Annotated in this window: 24 protein-coding genes; 6 read left to right on the top strand and 18 right to left on the bottom strand. The window is 74.5% G+C overall.

All coding sequences use genetic code 11. From position 1 onward, the window contains the following. Window positions 1-255: 255 nt before the first annotated feature. Window positions 256-1,698, top strand: coding sequence for an NADP-dependent phosphogluconate dehydrogenase (gndA, locus tag JD77_RS04790; protein WP_145773211.1), 1,443 nt, complete (start codon window positions 256-258; stop codon window positions 1,696-1,698). A 103-nt stretch (window positions 1,699-1,801) separates the two neighbouring features. On the opposite strand, the gene JD77_RS04795 is transcribed toward gndA, so the two are convergent. The 4 genes from JD77_RS04795 to recO form a co-directional block, all read right to left on the bottom strand. Next, complete coding sequence (locus JD77_RS04795) at window positions 1,802-2,029, bottom strand: thioredoxin reductase (RefSeq protein ID WP_145773212.1); 228 nt, start codon at window positions 2,027-2,029, stop codon at window positions 1,802-1,804. Window positions 2,030-2,153: 124 nt separating this feature from the next. Beyond that, a complete protein-coding gene (locus JD77_RS04800; protein ID WP_145773213.1) occupies window positions 2,154-2,339 on the bottom strand; it encodes a hypothetical protein in 186 nt (61 codons plus the stop codon). A gap of 67 nt (window positions 2,340-2,406) precedes the next feature. Beyond that, window positions 2,407-3,183: an isoprenyl transferase gene (locus tag JD77_RS04805; RefSeq protein ID WP_211372776.1), complete on the bottom strand. Its 777-nt coding sequence runs from the start codon at window positions 3,181-3,183 to the stop codon at window positions 2,407-2,409. A 32-nt stretch (window positions 3,184-3,215) separates the two neighbouring features. Continuing rightward, window positions 3,216-4,061 (bottom strand): DNA repair protein RecO, encoded by an 846-nt coding sequence (gene recO / locus JD77_RS04810; protein ID WP_145773215.1) that lies wholly within the window; start codon window positions 4,059-4,061, stop codon window positions 3,216-3,218. A gap of 102 nt (window positions 4,062-4,163) precedes the next feature. Here recO and JD77_RS04815 point away from each other — a divergent pair, with 102 nt between their 5' ends. Continuing rightward, window positions 4,164-4,949 carry a DUF4097 family beta strand repeat-containing protein gene (locus tag JD77_RS04815; RefSeq protein WP_145773216.1) on the top strand — a complete coding sequence of 262 codons (786 nt, stop codon included), beginning with the start codon at window positions 4,164-4,166 and terminating at the stop codon, window positions 4,947-4,949. Here JD77_RS04815 and JD77_RS04820 read toward each other — a convergent pair. The 11 genes from JD77_RS04820 to hrcA form a co-directional block, all read right to left on the bottom strand. Next, window positions 4,936-6,102, bottom strand: a complete 1,167-nt coding sequence (locus tag JD77_RS04820; RefSeq protein WP_145773217.1) for an acyltransferase family protein — start codon at window positions 6,100-6,102, stop codon at window positions 4,936-4,938. The genes JD77_RS04815 and JD77_RS04820 overlap by 14 nt on opposite strands. 798 nt (window positions 6,103-6,900) lie before the next feature. Continuing rightward, the gene (gene era, locus JD77_RS04825; RefSeq protein ID WP_145773218.1) at window positions 6,901-7,836 is read right to left on the bottom strand and encodes a GTPase Era; all 936 of its coding nucleotides are present in this window, start codon (window positions 7,834-7,836) and stop codon (window positions 6,901-6,903) included. Further along, window positions 7,833-8,219: a cytidine deaminase gene (locus tag JD77_RS04830; protein ID WP_145773219.1), complete on the bottom strand. Its 387-nt coding sequence runs from the start codon at window positions 8,217-8,219 to the stop codon at window positions 7,833-7,835. The genes era and JD77_RS04830 overlap by 4 nt, the downstream gene beginning before the upstream one ends. Further along, a complete protein-coding gene (locus JD77_RS04835) occupies window positions 8,212-9,633 on the bottom strand; it encodes a hemolysin family protein (protein ID WP_145773220.1) in 1,422 nt (473 codons plus the stop codon). The genes JD77_RS04830 and JD77_RS04835 overlap by 8 nt, the downstream gene beginning before the upstream one ends. Then, the gene (ybeY, locus tag JD77_RS04840) at window positions 9,609-10,082 is read right to left on the bottom strand and encodes an rRNA maturation RNase YbeY (protein WP_145773221.1); all 474 of its coding nucleotides are present in this window, start codon (window positions 10,080-10,082) and stop codon (window positions 9,609-9,611) included. The genes JD77_RS04835 and ybeY overlap by 25 nt, the downstream gene beginning before the upstream one ends. 9 nt (window positions 10,083-10,091) lie before the next feature. Next, window positions 10,092-11,156 (bottom strand): PhoH family protein, encoded by a 1,065-nt coding sequence (locus JD77_RS04845; RefSeq protein WP_145773222.1) that lies wholly within the window; start codon window positions 11,154-11,156, stop codon window positions 10,092-10,094. A gap of 233 nt (window positions 11,157-11,389) precedes the next feature. Continuing rightward, the gene (locus JD77_RS04850) at window positions 11,390-12,760 is read right to left on the bottom strand and encodes a serine hydrolase domain-containing protein (RefSeq protein WP_145773223.1); all 1,371 of its coding nucleotides are present in this window, start codon (window positions 12,758-12,760) and stop codon (window positions 11,390-11,392) included. 63 nt (window positions 12,761-12,823) lie between these two features. Further along, window positions 12,824-13,174 carry a histidine triad nucleotide-binding protein gene (locus JD77_RS04855; RefSeq protein ID WP_145773224.1) on the bottom strand — a complete coding sequence of 117 codons (351 nt, stop codon included), beginning with the start codon at window positions 13,172-13,174 and terminating at the stop codon, window positions 12,824-12,826. A 213-nt stretch (window positions 13,175-13,387) separates the two neighbouring features. Next, a complete protein-coding gene (locus JD77_RS04865; protein WP_145773225.1) occupies window positions 13,388-14,122 on the bottom strand; it encodes a 16S rRNA (uracil(1498)-N(3))-methyltransferase in 735 nt (244 codons plus the stop codon). A gap of 52 nt (window positions 14,123-14,174) precedes the next feature. Next, the gene (dnaJ, locus tag JD77_RS04870; RefSeq protein ID WP_211372777.1) at window positions 14,175-15,314 is read right to left on the bottom strand and encodes a molecular chaperone DnaJ; all 1,140 of its coding nucleotides are present in this window, start codon (window positions 15,312-15,314) and stop codon (window positions 14,175-14,177) included. A gap of 76 nt (window positions 15,315-15,390) precedes the next feature. Beyond that, window positions 15,391-16,413, bottom strand: a complete 1,023-nt coding sequence (gene hrcA / locus JD77_RS04875) for a heat-inducible transcriptional repressor HrcA (protein ID WP_145773227.1) — start codon at window positions 16,411-16,413, stop codon at window positions 15,391-15,393. 264 nt (window positions 16,414-16,677) lie between these two features. On the opposite strand from hrcA, the gene JD77_RS04880 reads away from it, so the two are divergent. Beyond that, a complete protein-coding gene (locus JD77_RS04880; RefSeq protein WP_145773228.1) occupies window positions 16,678-17,298 on the top strand; it encodes a DUF4870 domain-containing protein in 621 nt (206 codons plus the stop codon). Between the two features lie 41 nt (window positions 17,299-17,339). Here the strand turns inward: JD77_RS04880 and hemW are convergent, their stop codons facing one another. Beyond that, the gene (gene hemW, locus JD77_RS04885) at window positions 17,340-18,563 is read right to left on the bottom strand and encodes a radical SAM family heme chaperone HemW (RefSeq protein ID WP_211372489.1); all 1,224 of its coding nucleotides are present in this window, start codon (window positions 18,561-18,563) and stop codon (window positions 17,340-17,342) included. 19 nt (window positions 18,564-18,582) lie between these two features. Between hemW and JD77_RS04890 the strand changes: the two genes are divergently transcribed. Continuing rightward, a complete protein-coding gene (locus tag JD77_RS04890) occupies window positions 18,583-19,365 on the top strand; it encodes an enoyl-CoA hydratase-related protein (protein WP_145777423.1) in 783 nt (260 codons plus the stop codon). Between the two features lie 148 nt (window positions 19,366-19,513). Here the strand turns inward: JD77_RS04890 and JD77_RS04895 are convergent, their stop codons facing one another. Continuing rightward, window positions 19,514-20,035, bottom strand: a complete 522-nt coding sequence (locus tag JD77_RS04895; RefSeq protein ID WP_145773230.1) for a hypothetical protein — start codon at window positions 20,033-20,035, stop codon at window positions 19,514-19,516. Between the two features lie 312 nt (window positions 20,036-20,347). Between JD77_RS04895 and JD77_RS04900 the strand changes: the two genes are divergently transcribed. Together JD77_RS04900 and JD77_RS04905 are read left to right on the top strand one after the other, a co-directional pair. Continuing rightward, complete coding sequence (locus tag JD77_RS04900) at window positions 20,348-21,211, top strand: hypothetical protein (protein WP_170286383.1); 864 nt, start codon at window positions 20,348-20,350, stop codon at window positions 21,209-21,211. A 261-nt stretch (window positions 21,212-21,472) separates the two neighbouring features. Further along, window positions 21,473-22,375, top strand: coding sequence for a phytanoyl-CoA dioxygenase family protein (locus JD77_RS04905; protein ID WP_246140526.1), 903 nt, complete (start codon window positions 21,473-21,475; stop codon window positions 22,373-22,375). Between the two features lie 72 nt (window positions 22,376-22,447). Here JD77_RS04905 and JD77_RS04910 read toward each other — a convergent pair whose 3' ends face one another. Beyond that, window positions 22,448-23,092 (bottom strand): MOSC domain-containing protein, encoded by a 645-nt coding sequence (locus tag JD77_RS04910; protein ID WP_145773231.1) that lies wholly within the window; start codon window positions 23,090-23,092, stop codon window positions 22,448-22,450. Between the last annotated feature and the right edge of the window lie 142 nt (window positions 23,093-23,234).

Below are 23,234 nucleotides of genomic sequence, written 5' to 3' on the forward strand. Positions count from 1 at the left end.
CGGCCGGGATCCCACAGCCGATTTATTGGCGCCTGCCCCGCTGACGGCGACGCCGGGCCGACGGCACCGACACACGCGCCGGAAGGATCGCGCGCGTCGACGCCGCCTCGCCGAGGAGGGAACGGGGAGGGGTCGCGCGCGTCGAGGCCCGCCTCGCCGAGCGTTGACGCCATTGCGGCGAGGTGAGCGGGGAACCCTGCTATACCGAAGGCGTCAACAGGGGCCCTCCCTTGCCTCGAGAGGTGGCGGGTACGTATGGCGCAGCGGCCGACGGCGCAGATCGGCGTGACCGGGCTGGCGGTGATGGGCCGGAACCTGGCCCGCAACCTGGCCCGCAACGGGTTCACGGTGGCGGTGCACAACCGGTCGCCGGAGCGTACCCGCAGCCTCGTCGCGGAGCACGGCGACGAGGGGGCGTTCGTGCCGTCCGAGTCCCTCGCCGACTTCGTCGCCTCGCTGGAGCGGCCCCGCGCGATCGTCGTCATGGTCAAGGCGGGCGACCCCACCGACGCGGTGCTCGGGGAGCTGGTGCCGCTGCTGGAACCGGGCGACATCGTCGTCGACTGCGGCAACGCGCACTTCGCCGACACCCGCCGGCGGGAGGAGGCGCTGCGGGAGCACGGGCTGCACTTCGTGGGCACCGGCGTCTCCGGCGGCGAGGAGGGCGCACTGCACGGGCCGAGCATCATGCCCGGCGGCTCGGCCGAGTCGTACCGGAAGCTCGGCCCGATCTTCGAGCGGATCGCCGCCCAGGTGGACGGCGTCCCGTGCTGCCGGCACATCGGCCCGGACGGCGCCGGGCACTTCGTGAAGATGGTCCACAACGGCATCGAGTACGCCGACATGCAGCTCATCGCCGAGGCGTACGACCTGCTGCGGGCCGGACTGTCGGCGGGCCCGGCGGAGATCGCGGAGATCTTCCGGGGGTGGAACACCGGCGAGCTGGAGTCGTTCCTCATCGAGATCACCGCCGACGTGCTCGCGCACCCCGACGCGGCGACCGGCCGCCCGTTCGTCGACGTCGTGCGCGACGAGGCCGAGCAGAAGGGCACCGGCCGGTGGACGGTGCAGAACGCCCTCGACCTGGGCATCCCGATCACCGGCATCGCCGAGGCGACGTTCGCCCGGTCGCTGTCCGGGCACGCCGAGCAGCGCGCCGCGGCCCGGCGGGCCTTCGCCGACGCCGGGCAGCCGTGGTGGGTGGAGAACCGGGACACCTTCGTCGAGGACGTCCGGCGCGCGCTGCTGGCCAGCAAGATCGTCGCGTACGCGCAGGGCTTCGACCACATCCGCGCCGGCAGCCGGGAGTACGACTGGGGCATCGACCTCGGCGGCACCGCCACGATCTGGCGGGGCGGGTGCATCATCCGGGCCCGCTTCCTGGACCGCATCCGCGAGGCGTACGACGCGCGGCCGGACCTGCCGACGCTGCTATTGGCGCCGTGGTTCGCCGACCGGGTCTCCGACGGGGTGCCGAGCTGGCGGCGGGTGGTGGCGGACGCGGCCCGGGCGGGGGTTCCCGCGCCGGCGTTCGCGTCGTCGCTGGCGTACTTCGACGCGCTGCGCGCCGAGCGGCTGCCCGCCGCGCTGATCCAGGGCCTGCGGGACAACTTCGGGGCGCACACCTACCACCGGGTCGACCGGGAGGGCACGTTCCACACGCTGTGGGCCGGCGACCGCTCCGAGGTGTCGGCGTAGCCCTGCCGTGTCGGCGTAGCCGCCGGTCAGCCTGCCGTGTCGGCGTAGCCGCCGGTCAGCCTGCCGTGTCGGCGTAGCCGCCGGCCGGTGTCGGCAGCGCCGGTCAGCCGGCGCGGGGGCTGCGCTGCGGCTCGGTCGGGGACCAGGTGATGGCCGGTTCGCCGCCGGCCAGCTCGCCGATCTCGCCGGAGCGGACGGCGGGCACGTGCCCCGCCTCGGCGCAGTGCCGCTCGGCGACGCCGGCGCACAGCTCCACCACCCGCTCGCGCAGCGGACCGTCCAGGTCGGTCGCGGCCAGGGCCACCGTCATCTCGTACCGGAGATCCCGCATCCCCCACCCCCGTGGCGGACGCGACCGGGCGGCGCGCCCGCGCCGATCGTACGTCCGCGCGGGGCGGCGGCCGGCCGGAACGCGTCAGCGCCGCCCCCTGGAGGGGACGGCGCTGACCCGGGCGTCACCAGAGCCGGCGACGCTTCGCCTTGCGCGGGCGCAGCATGTCGGCGCCCCTGGCGAGCAGGCGACTCACCCCGGTCGGGCCGCGGCGGGCCTCCAGCGTGTGGCTGAGCCGGCGCGCGCCGGCCGCCGCCAGCGGCACCGCGACCGCCATGACCGTCCACTGGGCGATGCGCTTCTGGATCATCGTGGTTCACCTCCGTAGCTGCCTGCCGGGGAAGGTACCCAGAGTGACGAGGCGCTATGCGCGGGCCTCACCTCGACGGGGCCACCGGGTTGGGCAGCGCGCCGCCGAACCGGCGGTCCCGCTGGGCGTACAGCTCGCAGGCGTACCAGAGGTGACGGCGGTCGAAGTCCGGCCAGAGGGTGTCGAGGAAGACCAGCTCCGCGTACGCGCTCTGCCAGAGCAGGAAGTTGGAGGTGCGCTGCTCGCCGGAGGGGCGCAGGAAGAGGTCCACCTCGGGGATTTCCGGGTGGTAGAGGTACTTCGCCACCGTCTTCTCGGTGACCTTCGCCGGGTCGAGCCGGCCGGCGGCGACGTCGCGGGCGATCGCGGCGGCGGCGTCGGCGATCTCGGCCTGGCCGCCGTAGTTGACGCAGAACTGCAGCGTCAGCGTCGAGTTGCCCCGGGACATCTCCTCCGCCGTCTGGAGCTCGGAGATGACGCTCTTCCACAGCCGCCCGGTCCGCCCGGACCAGACGACGCGGACACCGAGGTCGACGAGCTGGTCGCGGCGGCGGCGGATGACGTCCCGGTTGAAGCCCAGCAGGAAGCGGACCTCCTCCGGCGAGCGCCGCCAGTTCTCCGTCGAGAACGCGTACGCCGAGAGGTAGGGGATGCCCAGCTCGATGGCTCCCTCGATGGTGTCGAAGAGGCTGTGCTCCCCCGCCTCGTGGCCCTTGGTGCGGGGCAGCCCCCGCTCCTTGGCCCACCGGCCGTTGCCGTCCATCACCACGGCGACGTGCCGGGGCACCGCCGCGGGCGGCAGGGCGGGCGGGCGGGCGCCCGACGGGTGCGGTGTCGGCGGCACCGGCTCGCGGCGGCCGGCCCTCGTCGATCGGATCACTCGGGTCTCTCTCCGTTCAGGTCGGTGCCGCGCCCCGCCGCGGCGCCCTGCGGCGGCGGGACCGGGCCGGCGCCGGGGGCACCCCGGTCGACCAGCGGCAGCGAGCGTAGCGCGCGCTCCAGGTGCCACTGCAGGTGCGCCGCGACCAGGCCGCTGCACTCCCGGCGCACGCCGGCCTCGGTGGCGTCGGCGAGCATCCAGTCGCCGGTGGTGAGGGCGGACATCAGGTCGATGGTGGCCGGGGCGGGGTGGGCGGCGCCGGGCGGGCGGCAGTCCGGGCAGACGGCGCCGCCGGCGGGCACCGAGAAGGCCCGATGCCGGCCGGGCGTGCCGCAGACCGCGCAGGCGGTCAGCGCCGGGGCCCAGCCGGCCAGGGCCATGCCGCGCAGCAGGTACGCGTCGAGCACCAGCGTGGTGGCGTGCTCGCCCCGCGCGAGGGACTTCAGCGCGCCGAGGGTGAGCTGGAACAGCCGCAGCGAGGGCTCCCGCTCCACCGGGGTGAGCCGCTCGGCGGTCTCGGCGACGGCGCTGGCCGCCGTGTAGCGGGGGTAGTCGCCGAGGAACCGCTTGCCGTACAGGTCGATGCCCTCGACCTGGCTGACGGTGTGCAGCGAGCTGCCCTGGTTGCCCTTCGGGTCGCCGGCGAGCTGGAGGTCGACGTGGCCGAACGGCTCCAGCCGGGCGCCGAACCTGCTGGTCGTGCGGCGGACCCCCCGGGCCACCGCGCGGATCCGGCCGTGCCGGCGGGTCAGCAGGGTGATGATCCGGTCGGACTCGCCGAGCTTCTGCACGCGTAACACCACCGCGTCGTCGCGGTAGAGCTGTCGGCGGTACCCGGCCATCCGCTCATTCTCTCTCGGGGTGGGAAATCAGGGTCGGCTCGGGGTGGCCACGCGCACGATCCCCGATGCGCGCCGGTCCACGCCGGCCGTAGCGTGCTCGCCATGGCTCTGCACCGCGCCCTGCCCGTCGGCTCCCTCGCCGCCGGCATCGCCGCCCTGATGGTCCTCTCCGGCTGCGACAACCTGTCGTTCCGCCGGCTCGACTTCGACACCACCGAGGCGGCGACGATCAGGCGGGTGACGCTGCTGCCGGGCGGTGCGGGGGACGTGACGGTCCACGGCAGCGGCTCCGCCGGCGAGGTACGGATCAGGCGGGTCGTGCGGTACCAGGGTGACCAGCCCCCGGCCCGGTACGAGATCCGCGGCGACGAGCTGGTGCTGGACAGCGACTGCGGCCGCCGCTGCACCGTGTCGTACGACCTGACCGTCCCCGCGGGGGTGACGGTGCGCGGCGAGGGCGGCTCGGGGAACGTAAACCTGACCCGGGTCGGGACGGTGGACGTCCGGGTCGGCTCCGGCGATGTCCGGGTCGGCGGCGCCACCGGCGCCGTGCGCGTCGAGACGGGTTCCGGCAACGTGGACGTGGAGGACCTGCGCGGTGCCGTCATCCTGCGAACCGGCTCCGGCGACGTCACGGGCCGGGGCATCGCCGGCCAGGTCGACGCGGAGGCCGGCTCCGGCAACGTCACCGTGGAGCTGTCCGCCCCCGCCTCGGCCCGGGCGCACGCGTCCAGCGGGGACGTGCGGCTCACCGTGCCGGCCGGCCGGTACCGGGTGCGGGCCGGCGGCTCCGGCCACCCGGAGCTGGGCGTCACCGACGACCCGACGGCGTCCATGGTGATCGACGTGGGCGCGGAGAGCGGGAACGTGACCGTCACCGCGCGCTGATCTTGAGCGTCAGCTCCTCGGGGGCGCGCGGCGCGGGAATGGGGCCGGCCGGCGCGGGGCTGACCGGCACGGAGCCCCGCTCGGCCGGCGCGGGGCTGACCGGGGCCGCCGCGGCCACGCCGGCCGGGGCGACACCGCCGGTCGCCGTCCGGCGCCGGCCGCCGGGCACCAGCTCCGGGGGCCGGCGGGCGGCCAGGTCCTCCACCCAGCCGACCAGCGCGATGACCACCCCGACCAGGGCGAAGACCAGCGCGACCCGGATCGCCAGGCCGACCGGGTCCTGGTGGGACCAGCCGACCACGTCGACCAGCGGGGTGAGCGCCACCACGAACGGCATGTGCCAGAGGTAGACGGTGAGCGCCCGCCGGTTCAGCACGGTCACCGCCCGGCTGAACAGGGCGTTGCGGTCCACCCAGACGGCGGTCGCCGGGGCCCGGCCGAGCACCACCAGGATGAACGCGGCCGACCAGAGCGCGTTGCCGAGGTGGTTGTCGTTCAGGTCGTACCCGCGCGGGCCGGGGTGGGTGACGATCCAGGCCCCGCCGACGGCGCCGAGGACGAGCGCGACCGGCACCAGCACCTGGTTCGCCAGCCGCCGCAGCAGGCCGTCGTGGTGGGCGAAGCCCAGCAGCCAGGCGCCGAAGTAGAGGCCGAACTCGCGCAGCGGCACCGGCGCGGCGGGCAGCAGGCCGAACTCGATCGCCGCGAGCAGCGCGTACGGGGCGAGCAGGGTGAGCAGGGGTACGCGGCGGAACAGCCACAGGGCGACCGGCGAGGCGAGCACGAACCACAGGTAGTCGCGCAGGTACCAGATCACGCTGAGCGCGAGCGCGCCCCAGTGGTTGGCCGGTGGGTCGGCGACCGGAAACGCCCAGAGCAGCACCTTCGGCGTCAGCGGCAACCCGGTGAGCAGCATGGCCGGGACGAACACCGCGGCCAGCACCCACAGCGACGGCAGCAGCCGGCGCAGGCGACGGCCCACCGCCGCCGCCCCGCCCCGGTCCAGCGACGCGGCCATGAGCGAGCCGGCGAGGGCGAACATCACCGACATGGCCGGGAAGATCAGGGTCAGCGCCGCCCACCCGGTGACGTGGTAGACGACGACTCGGACGATGGCGAGGAAGCGGAGCAGGTCGAGGTATCGGTTTCGCATCAGCCTGCATCTATGTCGGGGGCGGGGGGACCAACCGATCCCTACCCTCCGATTCGACGCCGCCAAACGGCCAGAGCCCTCAGCGAAAAGTGAAAGATGCCATAAATGCGTCCGCTCCGGGACATCGAACCGCTGGCTCCCGCGGCCAGCGGGGATTCCCGCCGCGCCCACACGGACGCCGGTCCGCGCCAGGGCTCGTCCCCCACCGCCGACCACATCACACGACGGCCGCGTGGCGGGGCGACCCGGCGACCAGGGGTATGGCCACTGTGGAGCTGCCCCACCCGTGCTACCGGCGGCCGGATCGGGCCGGGCGGAGCGGACGGAACGGAACGGGCCGAGGACCGAAACGGCACGCTGCAGGACGGGACGGACCGGAGCAGCACGGTGCAGGACGGGACGGACCGGAGCAGCACGGTGCAGGACGGGACGGACCGGAACAGCACGGTGCAGGACGGGACGGACAGGAACGCACGGCACGGCACGGAATGGCACGGCACCGAACCAGGCGGGCGGAAAGCCGAACGACACGACACCGAACGGGACAGGCGGCGCGGGGCGGGGGCGGGGCGGGGGCGGGGGCGGAACCCCCGGCCACGCCAACCGGCTCGGGACGCGCGGGAGCACGAACGGGGCAGCTCCACAGCGGCGGAGAACACCCCAGTCGCCCTCGGGACCTCAGCTCCGCAGGTGAAGCGACCGCACTTGAGGCACGCGCTTGAGGCACGCGCTTGACGCACTTGGCGCCCCCACCTGAGGTGCCGCGCCGACCCGCCGTCGGGCAGGCCGGCGCGGCGCTCAGAAGCCCAGCTTGCGCAGCTGCTTCGGGTCGCGCTGCCAATCCTTCGCCACGCGGACGTGCAGGTCCAGGTAGACGCGGGTGCCGAGCAGCTCCTCGATCTGCCGGCGGGCCGTGGTGCCGACCTCCTTGAGCCGGCTGCCCCGGTGGCCGATCATGATCGCCTTCTGGCTGGGCCGCTCGACGTACAGGTCGGCGTAGATCTTGGTGATCTGGCCCTCGGGGATCATCTCCTCCACCACCACCGCGATGGAGTGCGGCAGCTCGTCGCGGACGCCCTCCAGCGCCGCCTCGCGGACCAGCTCGGCGACCAGCACCTGCTCGGGGTCGTCGGTGAGCATGTCGTCCGGATAGAGCTGCGGCGACTCGGGCAGGTAGCCGGTCATCACGTCGACCAGGGTGTCGACCTGGTGCCCGGAGACCGCGCTGACCGGGACCACGTCGGCGAACTCGCCCAGCTCGCCGACCGCGAGCAACTGCTCGGCCAGCCGCGCCCGGTCCACCAGGTCGGTCTTGGTCACCACGGCGACGACGGTGGCCTTCAGCCCCGACAGCTCGCCGGTGATGAACCGGTCGCCCCGGCCGACCGGCTCGTCCGCCGGGATGCAGAGGCCGACCACGTCGACCTCGCTCCAGGTCTGCCGGACGAGGTCGTTGAGGCGCTCGCCGAGCAGCGTACGGGGGCGGTGCAGGCCCGGGGTGTCGACGAGGACGAGCTGCGAGTCGGGCCGGTGCAGCACCGCCCGGATGACGTGCCGGGTCGTCTGCGGCTTGTTCGAGGTGATCGCGATCTTCTGCCCGACGATCGCGTTGGTCAGCGTCGACTTGCCCGCGTTCGGCCGGCCCACGAAGCAGGCGAACCCGGCCCGGTAGGGGCGCTCCGCCGGATCGACGGGCCCACCCGCGCGACCGCCGCCCGCGGGGCGGGCGGTCACTCGACCACCGTGCCCAGCACCGTGCCGTCCGGGGCCGCCAGGTGGATCGGCGCGTCGGCGGCGAGGTCGCGGACGGCGGCGTGTCCCGCCCCGTCCAGCGTCGACGCCTCCGTCACCACCACCGCCGCCTCCAGTCGGGTGGCACCGGCCGCCACGGCGGAGGCGACCGCGAGTTGGAGGGCCGTCAGGGTCAGCGAGGGCAGCGAGACGCTCGCCGCCGCGTACGTGCGGCCGTCCTGGTCGCGTACCGCCGCTCCTTCCACGGCGCCCACCCGGCCCCGGGCGCCGCGGGCCAGGATGACCAGCTTGCCGTCCTCGGCGCTCAGCTCGGCCGGCGCGGACGGCGTGGGGCGGGCGGCCGCGGGGGCGGGTGACTCAGGCATCGGCGTGCTGCCTCTCCTCGGATCGGTTCTGGGTGCTCCGGGCCTCGGCGGGCTCGCCGCGCCCCGGGGTGGTGTCGCTGGTGTCGGTCGGCTCGACCCGGCTGACCAGCACCGTGTCGATCCGGTTGCGCCGGCCGGTGGTGCCCTCGGCGACCAGCCGGAGCCTGGCCACCTCGGCCTCGGCGCCCGGGATCGGCACCCGGCCCAGGGCCTGGGCGAGCAGGCCGCCGACGGTCTCCACCTCGTCGGCGGGCAGCTCGACGTCGAACAGCTCGCCCAGGGTCTCGACCGGCAGCCGGGCGGTGACCCGCACCGACCCGTCCTCCAGCCGCTCGACCGGCGGGCGTTCGACATCGTACTCGTCGGTGATCTCCCCGACGATCTCCTCCAGGATGTCCTCGATCGTGACCAGGCCGCCCGTGCCGCCGTACTCGTCGACGACGATGACCAGGTGGTTGCGGGCCGCCTGCATCTCCGACAGCAGGTCGTCGACCGGCTTGGACTCGGGCACGAAGGTCGCCGGGCGCATCAGCTCGGCCACCGGGAGCCGGGCCGCGGCCGGGTCGCCGCCCCGGGTGCGCCGGATGAGGTCCTTGAGGTAGAGCACGCCGAGCACGTCGTCGACGTTCTCCCCGATCACCGGGATGCGGGAGAAGCCGGAGCGCAGGAAGAGCGCCAGGGCCTGGGAGAGCGTCTTGTGCCCCTCGATCCACACCATCTCGGTGCGGGGCACCATCACCTCCCGGGCGATGGTGTCGCCGAGCGCGAACACCGAGTGGATCATCTGCCGCTCGCCGTGCTCGACCACGCCCCGCTGCTCGGCGAGGTCGACCAGTTCGCGCAGCTCCACCTGGGTGGCGAACGGGCCCTCCCGGAAGCCGCGTCCCGGGGTGACCGCGTTGCCGATCAGGATCAGCAGCGACGCCAGGGGGTTGAGCGCCCGCCCGAGCCAGCGCACCAGCGGCGCGACCGAGCGGCCCACCGCGTACGCGTGCTGCCGGCCCAGGGTGCGCGGGCCGACCCCCACGACCACGAAACTGATCACGGTCATCGCGCCGGCGGTGACCAGCGCCGCCCGCCAGCCCGCGCCGAACGTGTCGACGGCGACCAGGGCGACCAGGGTGGTGGCGGTCAGCTCGGCGAGCAGCCGCAGCAGGAGCAGGAGGTTGAGGTGACGGACCACGTCCCCGGCGACCGCCTGGAGCGTACGCGCGCCCCGGACGCCGTCGCGGGCCAGCTCGGCGGCCCGGGCCGGGGAGATCGCGGCCAGCGCGGCCTCGGTCATCGCGATCAGCCCGGCGAGCACCACCAGCCCGGCGGCGAAGACGAGCAGTTGCAGGTCGGGCAGGCCGGCGGTGCCACCGCCGGCCGCCAACAGCGGGGCGGGCATCACCGGGACCGGGTCGACCGCCAGCCGGCGAGCAGCCGGGCCTGGAGCTCGAACATCTCCCGCTCCTCCTCCGGCTCGGCGTGGTCGTACCCGAGCAGGTGCAGCACCCCGTGGACGGTGAGCAGGTGCAGCTCGTCCGCGGCCGAGTGGCCGGCGGTGGCGGCCTGCTTGGCGGCCACCGCCGGGCAGAGCACGATGTCGCCGAGCAGGGCCGGCTCCCCACCCGCGGCGCTGGACTCGCCCGGCCCGTGGTCGACGCTGCCCTCGTCCATGGGGAAGGCGAGCACGTCGGTCGGGCCGTCACCGCCCATCCAGCGGTGGTTCAGCTCGCTCATGTATTCGATGTCGACCAGCAGCACCGACAGCTCGGCGAGCGGGTTGACTCCCATCTCGTCGAGGGCGTAGCGGGCGACGGCGAGCACGGCGTCGGTGTCGACCTCGACACCCGACTCGTTGGCGATCTCGATGGACAACTGGTTTCCCTAGGTCTGGCGGCGCCGGCCGGCCCGGCCGCCCTGGGCGGTCCGCCCCGGCACGGCGTGCACGCCCTGCGCCTGCTGGTTCTCCCGCTCGGCGTCCCAGCGGGCGTACGCGTCGACAATCTCCCCGACCAGCCGGTGGCGCACCACGTCGGAGCTGGACAGCTGCGCGAAGTGCACGTCCTCGACGCTCTCCAGGATCTCCCGGACCACCCGCAGGCCGCTGGTCGTGCCGCCGGGAAGGTCCACCTGGGTGACGTCGCCGGTCACCACGATCTTGGAGCCGAAGCCCAGCCGGGTGAGGAACATCTTCATCTGCTCGGGCGTGGTGTTCTGGGCCTCGTCGAGGATGATGAACGCGTCGTTGAGCGTACGCCCCCGCATGTACGCCAGCGGCGCGACCTCGATCGTCCCGGCGGCCATCAGCTTGGGGATCGACTCCGGGTCGAGCATGTCGTGCAGCGCGTCGTACAGCGGGCGCAGGTAGGGGTCGATCTTCTCGTTCAGCGTGCCGGGCAGGAAGCCCAGCCGCTCCCCCGCCTCGACCGCCGGCCGGGTGAGGATGATGCGGTTGACCTGCTTGGCCTGGAGCGCCTGGACGGCCTTGGCCATCGCCAGGTACGTCTTGCCGGTGCCGGCGGGACCGATGCCGAAGACGATCGTGTTGGCGTCGATCGCGTCGACGTAGCGCTTCTGCCCGAGGGTCTTGGGGCGGATGGTGCGGCCCCGTCGGGAGAGGATGTTGAGGGTCAGGACCTCGGCGGGCCGCTCGGCGCCGCCCTGCTCGAGCATGCCGACGGTACGCCGAACGGCGTCGGTGGTCAGGGTCTCGCCTTTCTCGATGAGTTCGAGCAGCTCGGTGAAGAGGCGCTCGGCGAGGGCGTTGTCCGCAGGCGCGCCGGTGAGCGTGATCTCGTTGCCGCGGACGTGCACGTCGCTGTTGACCGAGCGCTCGACGAGTCGCAGGATCTCGTCGCCAGCGCCGAGCAGGTTGACCATGATCTTCGAGTCCGGGACGGTGATCCTGGTCTGCACCCGTGGCGGGCCGGGAGGTGGGGTGCCGGTCATAGGTCGGGCCGCGGGCCCTGAGCCACCTGCTCTCGATCTCGGCGCCGAGCCCTGCTGGCACGGCGGTCGGTTGCCTCCATCCTATCGTTTCCGCCGCCGCGGCACCTCGCCCATTTGCCCGTCGCCCGACCCGCGAGCAACCTCGTCGATCTTGCACTTTCGGCCCCCAGGATGGGGCAATTGCCGGATTTGCCGGGGCAGAAAGTGCAAGATCGCGGGGGACGGCCGTGGGGTCAGCGGCGGAAGTCGTAGCCGTCGAAGGTCTCCTGGGTGCGGGTGAAGCGGTACGTCGCCCAGTGCAGGCGGATCACCCTGCCCTGCTCGTCGCGGGTGAGGCGGAGCAGCTCGCCGGCCTCCCGCCCGGAGACCGTCCGGAACACGTCCGGCCGCTCCGGCAGCGGAGCGAACACCGCGGACGGCTTCCCCGCCGGGTCGTCGGCGCCCCGGGCCCGCAGCGTCCCGTCGTGCCAGCTGAAGACGTACTCGAAGCCCTCGCCCCACCAGCGGCCCAGCATCCCCCGCAGGTGCGCCGGGGCGGGCTCCCCGGGCCGCCACGGCTCGATGTCGGCCGGGTCGTGCTCGGCGGACGCGGCCAGCAGCTCGTGCGTCAGCTCCAGCACCCGCACCCCGGTCCCGGACGAGCCGAGCACCGCGCAGCCCATCGCGCCGGCGGTGCCGGGCCCGCCGCGCCGGCCGTACACGGCGGCCAGGAAGCCGGGCATCGCCCCGTCGTGCCCGACGTGGATCACCCGCTCGCCCTGCGGCACCAGGATCAGGCCCAGCCCGAAGCCGGCCCCCCAGGACGTCTCGTCGGTGACGGTCAGCGGCCAGCGCATCTCGTCCAGCGTGGCGGGGGCGAGCACCGCGCCGGACGGGTCCAGCGCCGCCGGGTCGGCCAGGAACGCCGCCCACCGGGCCATGTCCGAGGCGGTGCTCCACAGTTGGGCGGCGGGCCCGACCGCGCCGAAGTCGGTCGGGGGCTCCGGGTGGGCCTCGTCCGAGTACGCGTCGACCAGGAAGCCCGTGGCCGCCGCCGGGTCCGGCCGGTCGCCCGTGGCGGTCAGGCCGAGCGGGACGAGCACCCGGTCGGCGAGCACCTCCGCCCAGGTCCCGCCGTGCAGCCGGGCCACCAGCTGCCCGAGCAGGGCCAGGCCCAGGTTCGAGTAGTGGTAGCGGCGGGCCGGGGGCAGCACCCGCTCGGCCCGGGCCAGGTCGGCCAGCAGCCGCTCGACGTCGGGGGCGACCAGGGTGTCCCAGACGTCGCCGTGCGGCTCCCGCTGCAGGCCCGCGGTGTGCGAGAGCAGCCGGCGCACGGTCAGCTCGCCGTGCGCGGGGACGTCGAGGTGCCGGGCGACCGGGTCGTCCAGGTCGAGCAGGCCGGCGTCGCGGCACTGCATGACCAGTACGGCGGTGAAGGTCTTGGTGACCGAGCCGATCCGGAACCTGGTCCGGGGCCCGAGGGGGTGCTCGTTGCCGCTGCCGCCGACCGTGCAGGCCCACAGCGGCCGGTCGGCCCGGTGCAGGGCGGCGGACACGGCCGGCACCCGCCCCTCGGCCTGGGCCCGCCGCACCATCCGCCTGAGGCGCCCGTTGATCGCACTCATGGGCCGGAGTCTAGGCAGGAGCCCGTGCCGCCGGCCCGCGAGGTACGGACGCCGCCGGGACGCTCAGCGGCAGACCATCGGACCCAGCGGCGCGCCGCCGAGCACGTGCGCGTGCACGTGGAAGACCTCCTGGCCGCCGTACGCGCCGGTGTTGAACATCAGCCGGAAGCCGTCGCCGAGCAGTCCCTCGTCCTCGGCCACCGTGGCCGCCGCCGCCAGCAGCTCGCCGGCCAGCGCCGGGTCGCCCTGCGCCAGGCTGGCCACGTCGGCGTAGTGCTCCTTCGGGACGACGAGCACGTGCACCGGGGCCTTCGGGTCGATGTCCCGGAACGCCAGGGTCGTGTCGGTCTCCCGGACGATGGTCGCCGGGATCTCCCCGGCGACGATGCGGCAGAACAGGCAGTCGGATCCCATCGGGGCATCGTAAGCGCTGCCCGGCGGCTCACCTCAAGTCCCCACGCGGCGACGCGATCCGCGCGCAGAGCCCGTTCGACCGGGTCGCCCGGCCGGAGGAGATCGCCGCCGCGGTGCACTGGCTGGCGAGCCCGGAGGCGGAGTGGGCCTCCGGCACGATCGTCGACCTCAACGGGGCGTCCTACCTGCGCACCTGAGCATCGGCAGCAGAACTCACCAGCGGCCGAGCCGGGCCGCCAGGACGCTGAGCGCGGCGACGCCGGCCGTGGAGGTGCGCAGCACCGCGGGGCCGAGGCGGACGGCGCGGGCGCCGGCCGCGCGGAAGGCGTCCAGCTCGGCCGGAGCGATGCCGCCCTCGGGGCCGACCACCAGCACGATCTCCCCGGCGGCGGGCAGCTCGGCGGCGGCCAGCCGCTCCTCGGCCTCCTCGTGCAGGACGAACGCGGCGGCGGCCCCGCCGATCCGGCGGGCCACGGTCGCGGTCGACTCGTCGGGAGCGCCCGCCACCACCGGCAGCCACGGGCGGCGGGCCTGCTTCGCCGCCTCCCGGGCGGTCGCCACCCACTTCTCCCGGGCCCGTACGCCCCGGTCCCCGCGCCACTGCGCCACCGAGCGGGACGCCGCCCACGGGACGATCTCGTCCACCCCGACCTCGGTCATCGCCTGCACGGCCAGCTCACCCCGGTCCCCCTTGGCGATGCCCTGCACCACGACGAGGCGGGGCACGGGCGCGTCCACGTATCCCCGGGAGGTGACGTCGAGCTCCAGGCTGCCCCGGCCGACGGCCCGGACCACCACGGCGGCGGTGCCGCCCCGGCCGTCGGCGAGCAGCAGCTCCTCGCCGACGCGCAGCCGCTGCACGGTGGCGGCGTGGTGGCCCTCGGGGCCGTCGAGCGTCAACTGGCCGGCGGTGGGCAGGGACTCGACCAGGAACAGCGGCGCGGACACGACCAGAAGGCTAGCCGCCCCGGCCGGCGCCGGGGCGGCTGGCCCGCACGGCTCAGGCGTGCCCGTTGAAGGCGTCGCGCATCCGGGAGAAGAAGCCGCCCTGCTTGCTCAGCTCGGCGACCTCCTCGCCCCGGGTCTTGGCGAACTCGCGCAGCATCCGCTCCTGGTCGGCGTCGAGCTTCGTCGGGGTACGCACGTCGAGGTGGACGTAGAGGTCGCCCCGGCCGGTGCCGCGCAGGTGCGGCACGCCCCGGGCGCGCAGCCGCAGCGTGCTGCCCGGCTGCGTGCCCGGCTTGACGTCGACCGTCTCCTCGCTGTCCAGCGTCTTGATGGTCAGCCGGGTGCCGAGGGCGGCGGCGGTCATCGGGACGGTGACCCGGCAGTGCAGGTCGTCGCCCTTGCGGGAGTACACGTCGTGCGGCCGCTCGTGGATCTCCACGTACAGGTCGCCGGCCGTGCCGCCGCCCGGCCCGACCTCGCCCTGCTGGGCCAGCCGGATCCGCATGCCGTCCTCGACGCCGGCCGGGATCTTGACGGTCAGCGAGCGGCGGGTGCGTACCCGGCCGTCCCCGGCGCAGGTCGGGCAGGGGTGCGGGATCGTGGTGCCGTAGCCCTGGCAGACGGTGCACGGCCGGGCCGAGACCACCTGGCCGAGGAAGGTGCGCTGCACCGACTGCACCTCGCCCCGGCCGCCGCACGCCTCACAGGTGGCCAGGTGGGTGCCGGCCGCGGTGCCCGCGCCGGAGCAGGTGGTGCAGAGCACGGCCGTGTCGACGGCGATCGGCGCCTCGACGCCGAACGCCGTCTCGTGCAGGTCCAGCTCCAGCCGCAGGATCGCGTCGGCGCCGGGGCGGGTGCGTGGGCGCGGCCCGCGCGAGCCGCCGGCCGCGCCGCCGAAGAAGGCGTCCATGATGTCCTGGAAGCCGACGAACGGCCCCGCCCCGCCGGCGCCCGGGCCCGCGCCCCCGCCGCCGGGCGCGAGCGGGTCGCCGCCCAGGTCGACGATCTGCCGTTTCCGGTCGTCCGAGAGGACCTCGTACGCGGCGTTGATGTCCTTGAACTTCTCCTGGGCCTCCGGGTCCGGATTCACGTCCGGGTGGAACTGCCGCGCCAGCTTGCGGTAGGCGCGCTTGATCTCGTCGTCGGAGGCGTCCCGGCTCACGCCGAGGATGCCGTAGTAGTCCCTGGCCACTGCGTTCGGTGTCCTCATGTTCGTCTCGCGTTGCGCCGGTTGTCGGTCGGAATCCGGCCGTGTCGGCCCTGACTGGTCAGTTCTGGGCCAGCAGCTCGCCCACGTAGCGTGCCACGGCCCTCACGGTGGCGATGGTGCCGGGGTAGTCCATCCGGGTGGGACCCAGCACGCCCAGGCCGCCGACAATGGTCGCACCGGGGCCGTACCCGGTGCTGACCACGGAGGCGGCGCGCAGGTTGTCGATCTCGTTCTCGTCGCCGATCAGCACCCGCGTCGTGCTCGGCTCGGCCTCGCCGATGAGCTTGAGCAGGACGACCTCCTCCTCCAACGCCTCCAGGATCGGCCGTAGCGAGCCCTGGAAGTCGAGCAGGCCGCCCCGGGTCAGGTTGGCGGTGCCGGCCAGCGCGATGCGCTCCTCGTGCCGCTCGACCAGCGTCTCCAGCAGCACGCTGGAGAGGGTGGCCATGGCCGGGCGCAGGTGCGCCGGCGACTCCTCGACCACCGCCTGCACCAGCGGCGGGGTGTCGGACAGCCGGGTGCCGACCAGCTTCTCGTTGAGCACCCGGCGCATGTCGGTGACGTCGTCGGCGGGCATCGGCGCGGGCAGCTCGACCAGCCGCTGCTCGACCCGGCCGGTGTCGGCGATCATCACGAGCATCAGCCGGGTGGTGGAGATCGGCACCAGCTCCAGGTGGCGTACGGAGGAGCGGGCCAGGCTCGGGTACTGCACGACGGCGACCTGCCGGGTCAGCTGGGCGAGCAGCCGGACGGTGCGGTGCACCACGTCGTCGAGGTCGACCGCGCCGGCCAGGAAGCGCTCGATCGCCCGGCGCTCGGCCGGGCTGAGCGGCTTGACCCGGGAGAGCCGGTCGACGAAGAGGCGGTAGCCGCGGTCGGTCGGGACCCGGCCCGCGCTGGTGTGTGGCTGCCGGATGTAGCCCTCCTCCTCCAGCACCGCCATGTCGTTGCGGACGGTCGCCGGGGACACGCCGAGCTGGTGCCGCTCGACCAGGGCCTTGCTGCCGACCGGCTCCTGGGTGGCGACGTAGTCCTCGACGATCGCGCGGAGCACGGCGAGCTTACGGTCGTCGAGACCCACTTGCCCCCACCTCCTGTCGCACGCCGGGACCGGCGCCGCACGTCCGCCCACCCGGCCGGGGCCGGGCGGCGCTCCTGGCACTCGACTGTAACGAGTGCCAGTCTACGTCGGCGGGGCCGCCGCCGAGAAGATCAACGACGGACGACGTGTGCGCCGCCCGCACCGCCCCGGGGCAGCGCCTGGGCGTTCCTGCCCGATCGTCCGGCCGGACCCGACCAGTGTCGCTCTGGTGTCCCCTTGCCGGCAGCCCCTACCGTGACGTACATGACTGAACCACCTCGCCCTCCCGGAGCGGGCGACCCCGGCGGCTGGCCGCCGGAGCCGACCCCGCCGTCGGCGCCGTACGGCTCGTCGGACGAGCCCCCCACCGCACCACTGTCCGGGGCACCCGGTGCGGCGGGCTATCCCCCGCCCGGGGGCTATCCGCCGCCTCCCGGCGGCCAGCCGCCGTCGGGCGGCTACCCCCCGCCCGGGGGCTACCCCCCGCCGGGTGGCGGCTATCCGAGCGGCGGCGCGTACGGCCCGCCGTCGGGCGGCTACGCGAACAACGAGGACAAGACGTGGGTGCTGGTCGCCCACTTCGGCGGCGCGGCGGGGATGTTCCTCGGCGGCGGCGTGCTCGGCTGGCTCGCGCCGCTGATCGCGCTGCTGGCCCGGGGCAACCAGTCGCCGACCGTCCGCGGGCACGCGGTCGCCGCGCTGAACTTCCAGCTCCTCTGGTCGGTCATCGCGCTGGTGGGCTGGATCCTCACCTGCATCCTGATCGGCGTCCTGGTCGCCCTCGCCGCCATGGCCATCGGCATCATCTTCGGCATCGTCGCCGGGCTGAAGGCCAACGAGGGGCAGCTGTACCGCTACCCGATGTCCGTCAGCTTCATCAAGTGACCCCCCCGGTCGGCCGCTCCCCGGCCGGCCGGGCACCAGGGTCAGGGCAGCAGGTCGCGCACGACCGCGTCGGCCAGCAGCCGCCCGCGCAGGGTCAGCACGGCCCGGCCCGACGCGTACCGGGCCGGGTCGAGCAGGCCGTCGTCGAGGGCCCGCCGCGCGCCGGCCCGCCCGGCGTCGTCCAGTACGTCCAGCGGCAGCCCCGAGGCGAGGCGCAGGCGCAGCATGACGTCCTCCATGTGCGCCTCGCCGGGCGTGAGCACCTCCCGGGCCAGGCCGGGCGACTCCCCCGCGGCGAGCCGCTTCGCGTACGCGCTCGGGTGCCTGACGTTCCACCAGCGCACCCCGCCGACGTGGCTGTGCGCCCCCGGGCCGAGGCCCCACCAGTCCGCGCCAATCCAGTAGAGCAGGTTGTGCCGGCACCGGGCCGCCTCCGACCGGGCCCAGTTCGACACCTCGTACCAGGAGAGGCCGGCCGCGCCGAGGGCGGCCTCCGCGGCCAGGTAGCGGTCCGCCGCCACGTCGTCCGACGGGTACGGCAGCTCGCCGCGCCGCATCCGCGCGGCCAGCCGGGTGCCGTCCTCCACGATCAGGGCGTACGCGCTGACGTGGTCGACCCCGGCGGCCACCACCTGCTCCAGCGAGCCGGCGAAGTCCTCGGCGCTCTCCCCCGGCGTGCCGTAGATCAGGTCGAGGTTGACGTGGTCGAAGCCGGCGTCGCGGGCCTCCGTGGCGGCGGCCGTGGCCCGGCCGGCGGTGTGCCGGCGGTCGAGGACCGCCAGCACGCCCGGCGCCGCGGACTGCATGCCCAGCGAGATCCGGGTGTACCCGGCCGCGCGCAGCGTCTTCAGCGACTCCGGCGTGACCGACTCGGGGTTGGCCTCCGTGGTCACCTCGGCGTCGGCGGCCAGCCCCCAGGTGCGGTCGATGCCGTCGAGGATCCGGGTGAGGTCGTCGGCGGGAAGCAGGGTGGGGGTGCCGCCGCCGACGAAGACGGTGTCGACGCGCGGCGGCGGGGCGTCGGCCAGTACCCGGCGGGCGAGCGCCAACTCGGCCAGCACCGTGTCGGCGTACGACTCGCGCCCGGCCCCGCCGCCCAACTCCTCGGCCGTGTACGTGTTGAAGTCGCAGTAGCCGCAGCGGCTGGCGCAGAACGGCACGTGGACGTACACGCCGAAGCCGCGCGCGCCGACCGCGCGGGTGGCGGCGGCGGGCAGCGAGCCGTCGACGGGGACGGATTCGCCTTCTGGAAGGACGCCGGGCATGGCCACTAGTGTGCCCGGCATGACCTCCTCCGCCGCGCTCGTGCGGGTCGCCACGTCCCGCGGGGTGACCACCCTCACCCTGGACAGCCCGCACAACCGCAACGCGCTCTCCACGCCGCTGATGACCGAGCTGCTGGCCGGGCTGGCCGCCGCGGTGGCCGACGACGCCGTCCGGGTGGTCGTGCTCGACCACACCGGGCCGGTGTTCTGCTCCGGGGCGGACCTGGAGGAGACCGCCGCCGCGTACGCCAGCGGGACCGTGCCCGCCGGGATGCTCGGCGACGTGCTGGCGGCGGTGTGGGAGTGCCCGAAGCCGGTGGTGGCGCGGGTGGCCGGGCCGGCGCGGGCCGGCGGGCTGGGCCTGATCGCGGCGGCCGACCTGGCGCTGTGCGCGCAGGAGGCCACGTTCGCCTTCACCGAGGTGCGGATCGGGGTGATCCCGGCGGTGATCTCGGCGACCGTGCTGCCCCGGCTGCACCCCCGGGCCGCCGCCGAGTTGTATCTCACCGGCGACACGTTCGACGGCCGGCGGGCCGCCGAGATCGGGCTGGTCACCGCCGCCGGGCCGGCGGACGGGCTGGACGCGGCGGTGGAGCGGGCCTGCGCCTCGCTGGTCCGGGGCGCGCCGGGGGCGCTGGCCGGGGCCAAGGACCTGCTGCGCCGCCCGCCGGCCGTCGACCTGCGCGCCGAGATCGCCGAGCTGGCCGCCCTGTCGACCGGGTACTTCCTCTCCGACGAGGGGCGCGAGGGGGTGGCCGCGTTCCGGGAGAAGCGGGACGCCGCCTGGGTGCCGGCGGACTGAGCCGGTCGCCCCGCAGCCGGGTGGGCGGCGCGCCGCCCCGACGCTGTGACCACGCCGCCGCGTCCCCGTGCCGATCGGCGCGGGGACGCGGTGGGGCAACGGTCACCTCTCGGCGGTCGCCTGCCGACGGGCGGCCGGCCGCGGACGGCTACAGGTCGTTGTACACCCAGTTCGACCAGCTGGTGCAGCCGTACACGCCGCAGGAGCGCCAGCGCAGCCGGCTGCCGTAGCCGCCCCAGGCGTTGTGGCTCGAGTCCTCCCAGTAGTCCTTGTTGCAGACGCCCCACCGGCCGTCGCCGAGGCGGTTGTTGCACTCTCCCGAGCGGTACAGGCCCCAGGAGCCGCTTCCGTCGCGGAGGTGGTTCTCCCACAAGACCGCCGCGTACGCGGTCACGTCGCTGGCGGTGTCCTGCACCCACCACTGGTCGCCGTACTTCTTGAAGCAGCCCTGCACTCCCTGCGTAGCCGTGCAGTGCAGGCCGGTGGGCGGTGAGCCGGGCACCGCGTTGTCGGGAGCGTCCATCGTCCCGATCCCGGCGACGGCCGCGCGGGCGGGGACGGTGGTGTCGGCGGACGCCGACGCGGGTGCGGCGCCGCCGACGAGCACAGTGGCGGCCAGCAGCAGGCCGGCGGACAGCAGTCTCGGTGTGCGTGCGGTTCGGGACAACATCCTGCTCCTCGTTCCGTAACGGGTCGTTCAACCGGATCGTCCGATCCGCCTCATGCTGCCGCGCCGCCGGGCGCTCCGTCCGGGATTCCGGACGGTCCTGGACAGTCCTGGACGGTCCTGGACGGCCCCCGCCCCGGCGAGCCGCCGGGCTGTCCCGGAGGGTGGGGCCAGCCGGCGCTTTGGCCACTCTTTCCGCGAATGTGTGGGCATTCTCGGGCTACAGGCTGGCCTGGCGGGGGCGGAGCGAACCGGTCGGACGAGCCGGGCGCGGCAGGAGGGACGTACTCTTGTCGGACGCCGTCGAACGGGGGGGTGCGGGTGCGAAGTCGGGCAGTCGTCGCGGCCGGAGTCGTCGTCGCGGTCCTCGCCGTCGTCGGGATCTGGCTCGTCGTCCGGCAGGTCGGGCAGCACCTGCGGCTCCCCCTGGCCAGCCGCACCTGCACCGTCCAGGCCGACGGCGAGGTGCGCCTGGACGCCGACCAGATGGCCAACGCCGCCACCATCGCGGCGATCGGCACCCAGCGGAAGATGCCGGAGCGGGCCGTGGTGGTCGCGCTCGCGACCGCGTACCAGGAGTCCGGGCTGCGCAACCTCGCCGGCGGCGACCGGGACTCGGTGGGCCTGTTCCAGCAGCGGCCGAGCCAGGGCTGGGGCACCGCGGAGGAGATCCGCGACCCGCGGTACGCGACGAAGAGGTTCTACGCCGCGCTCAAGCGGGTGCGCGGCTGGGAGAAGATGCGGGTCACCGAGGCGGCGCAGAAGGTGCAGCGGTCGGCCTACCCCGAGGCGTACGAGAAGTGGGCGGACGAGTCGCAGGTGCTGACCCGGGCGCTGCTCGGCGACGCCACCGGCGCGGTGGCCTGCACGGTGGGCTCGACGCCGGCGATGCGCGGCGAGGCCGCCGCGACCGCCCTGGTGCGGGGCCTGCGGCTGGACTGGGGGCTGCCCGAGACGACGCCGCCGGCCGACCCGACGGGGCTGGCGGTGCCGGCCGGCGACCAGCGCGTCGGCTGGCGGTACGCGCACTGGCTGGTCTCGCACGCCTCGGACCACGGGGTGAAGAGCGTGCGCTTCGGCGGGCTGGAGTGGACGGCCCGCGGCGGGACGTGGGGCCGGGCGTCCGAGGCCTCCGCCGCGACCGGGCAGGTGCTCGCGGAGGTCTTCGCCGACTCCTGAGGCGGGCCCACGACTCGCCCGACTCGCCCGGGCTCAGGTCGACCCGGTCGGCCAATCAGCGCACACACGGTCACCGCACAATCCGGCATGCGCGGCGATAGCCGCAATTCGCCACGCCTTCATCGCACTCGGTAATCGAATAACTGCGGTTGGTCCGACATGCCCGTTACGCACCCCCGCCAGTCCCCAACCTCGGCGGCTCGCGCAGTACCATCGGCTGCTGTGCCAGAGATGGCTTCTCATCGGGAGGGGTACCACGCGGTGTTCGATTACGACGGCCGGACCGGCTACGAACCGATCAGCGACACCGACCGCAAGGAGTTCCACGAGCAGGGCTTCCTCCTGCTGCGGAACGTGCTGACGGAGGACCACCGGGCCGCCCTGGAGGAGGCCGTCGACCGCGTCTACGCGGAGGAGAAGGCCAAGGGCAACACCACCAAGGACGGCACCCTGCACCTGCTGGGCTTCCTGGAGCGGGACGAGCTCTTCGGCGACCTGCTGACCCACCCGATCGCCTTCCCCTACATGTGGGGCCTGGCCGGGTGGAACATCTACACCCACCACAACCACCTGGACGTCACCCCGCCGGCCCTGGAGCCGGAGAAGCCGTACTGGGGCTGGCACCAGGACGGGTACCGGCAGAACTCCGACCCGGAGACCATGGACCCGAACCTGCCCCGGCCGATGTTCTCGCTGAAGGTGGCGTACGTGCTCTCCGACCTGTCGGAGACCGGCCGCGGCGCCACCAAGGTGATCCCGGGCAGCCACCTGTGGAACTCGCTGCCCCGGCCGGACGACCTGACGGTGCACAACCCGGACCCGGAGGGCACGGTGGAGATCACCGCCAACCCGGGTGACGCGTTCATCTTCGACCGTCGCCAGTGGCACTCCCGGTCGACGAACCTGTCCAACATCACCCGCAAGATGCTCTTCGTCGGGTACACGTACCGGTGGATCCGCCCGCTGGACGAGCTGCACATCGACAAGGACGGCGAGTGGTGGGCCAACCGCACGCCGGTGCAGCGCCAGCTCTGCGGCGAGGGCACCCACACCGCCAACTACTGGGGCATCAACTGGAACGGGTACATCGACGACGAGATCCCGCTGCGTAAGGAGCTGAAGGAGCGCGGCCTGCTCGATCGCAGCATCCCCTGGCTCCGCTGAGCTGTGCGAAAAGGCCCCCTGCCGACGCAGGGGGCCTTTTTCGACCCTCCAGGCGGCCGGGCGGCCCCAGGGTCAGCCCGCGCCCCCGGCGAGCCGGCGGCGGGCCTTGTCCCGGATCGACTCCGGCAGGTCGGGGGCGTCCAGCAGCCGGGGCAGCAGCTCGGGCTCCAGGCTGGTCGCCCGGAACACCTCGCCGATCGTCACCCCGTGCGCCGGCCGCTCCACCACCTCCACCGGGTCGCCCGCGCCCGCCTCCCCGGCGCGCAGCACCCGCAGGTACGCCCCGGGCGCGGCCCGCGCCGTGAACCGCTTGATCAGATCCGGCATTCCCCAGAATCCGGCGAACGTGGTGCACGGGGTACGCGGCTTGGTCACCTGGAGCAGCGCCGAACCGACCAGCCACTGCTCCCCGATCACCGCCCCGGTCACGTCCACCGCGTACGTCGTCAGGTTCTCGCCGAAGGCGCCCGGCCGCAGCTCGCGGCCCAGCTCGGCCACCCACCACGCCGCGTCCTCCTCGGCGTACGCGTACACCGCCTGGTCGGGGCCGCCGTGGTGGGCCCGCTCCCCGATGAAGTCCCCGGCCACGCCGTCGACCCCGAGCGCCACCGGCCCGTCCGCCGGTCGCTTGTCGATCCCGCTGCGGCCGCTCGCGTCGCCGGCCCACTCCGCCTCGGTCACCACGCCGAGGTTCACCGCCACCAGTCTGCCCGTCATGGCGTCCCAGCCTACGGGGACCGGGCGTTCGGCCGGGGGCCGGCGGCGCGCCGGGTACGGGGTCGACCGGCCCGCCGGCCCACCCGGCAGCGGGGTGTCAGAAGGGCCCTTCTCGACGCCAGGCGTCAAGAAGGGCCCTCCT

It is taken from the genome of Micromonospora olivasterospora (assembly GCF_007830265.1).
Classification (GTDB): domain Bacteria; phylum Actinomycetota; class Actinomycetes; order Mycobacteriales; family Micromonosporaceae; genus Micromonospora; species Micromonospora olivasterospora.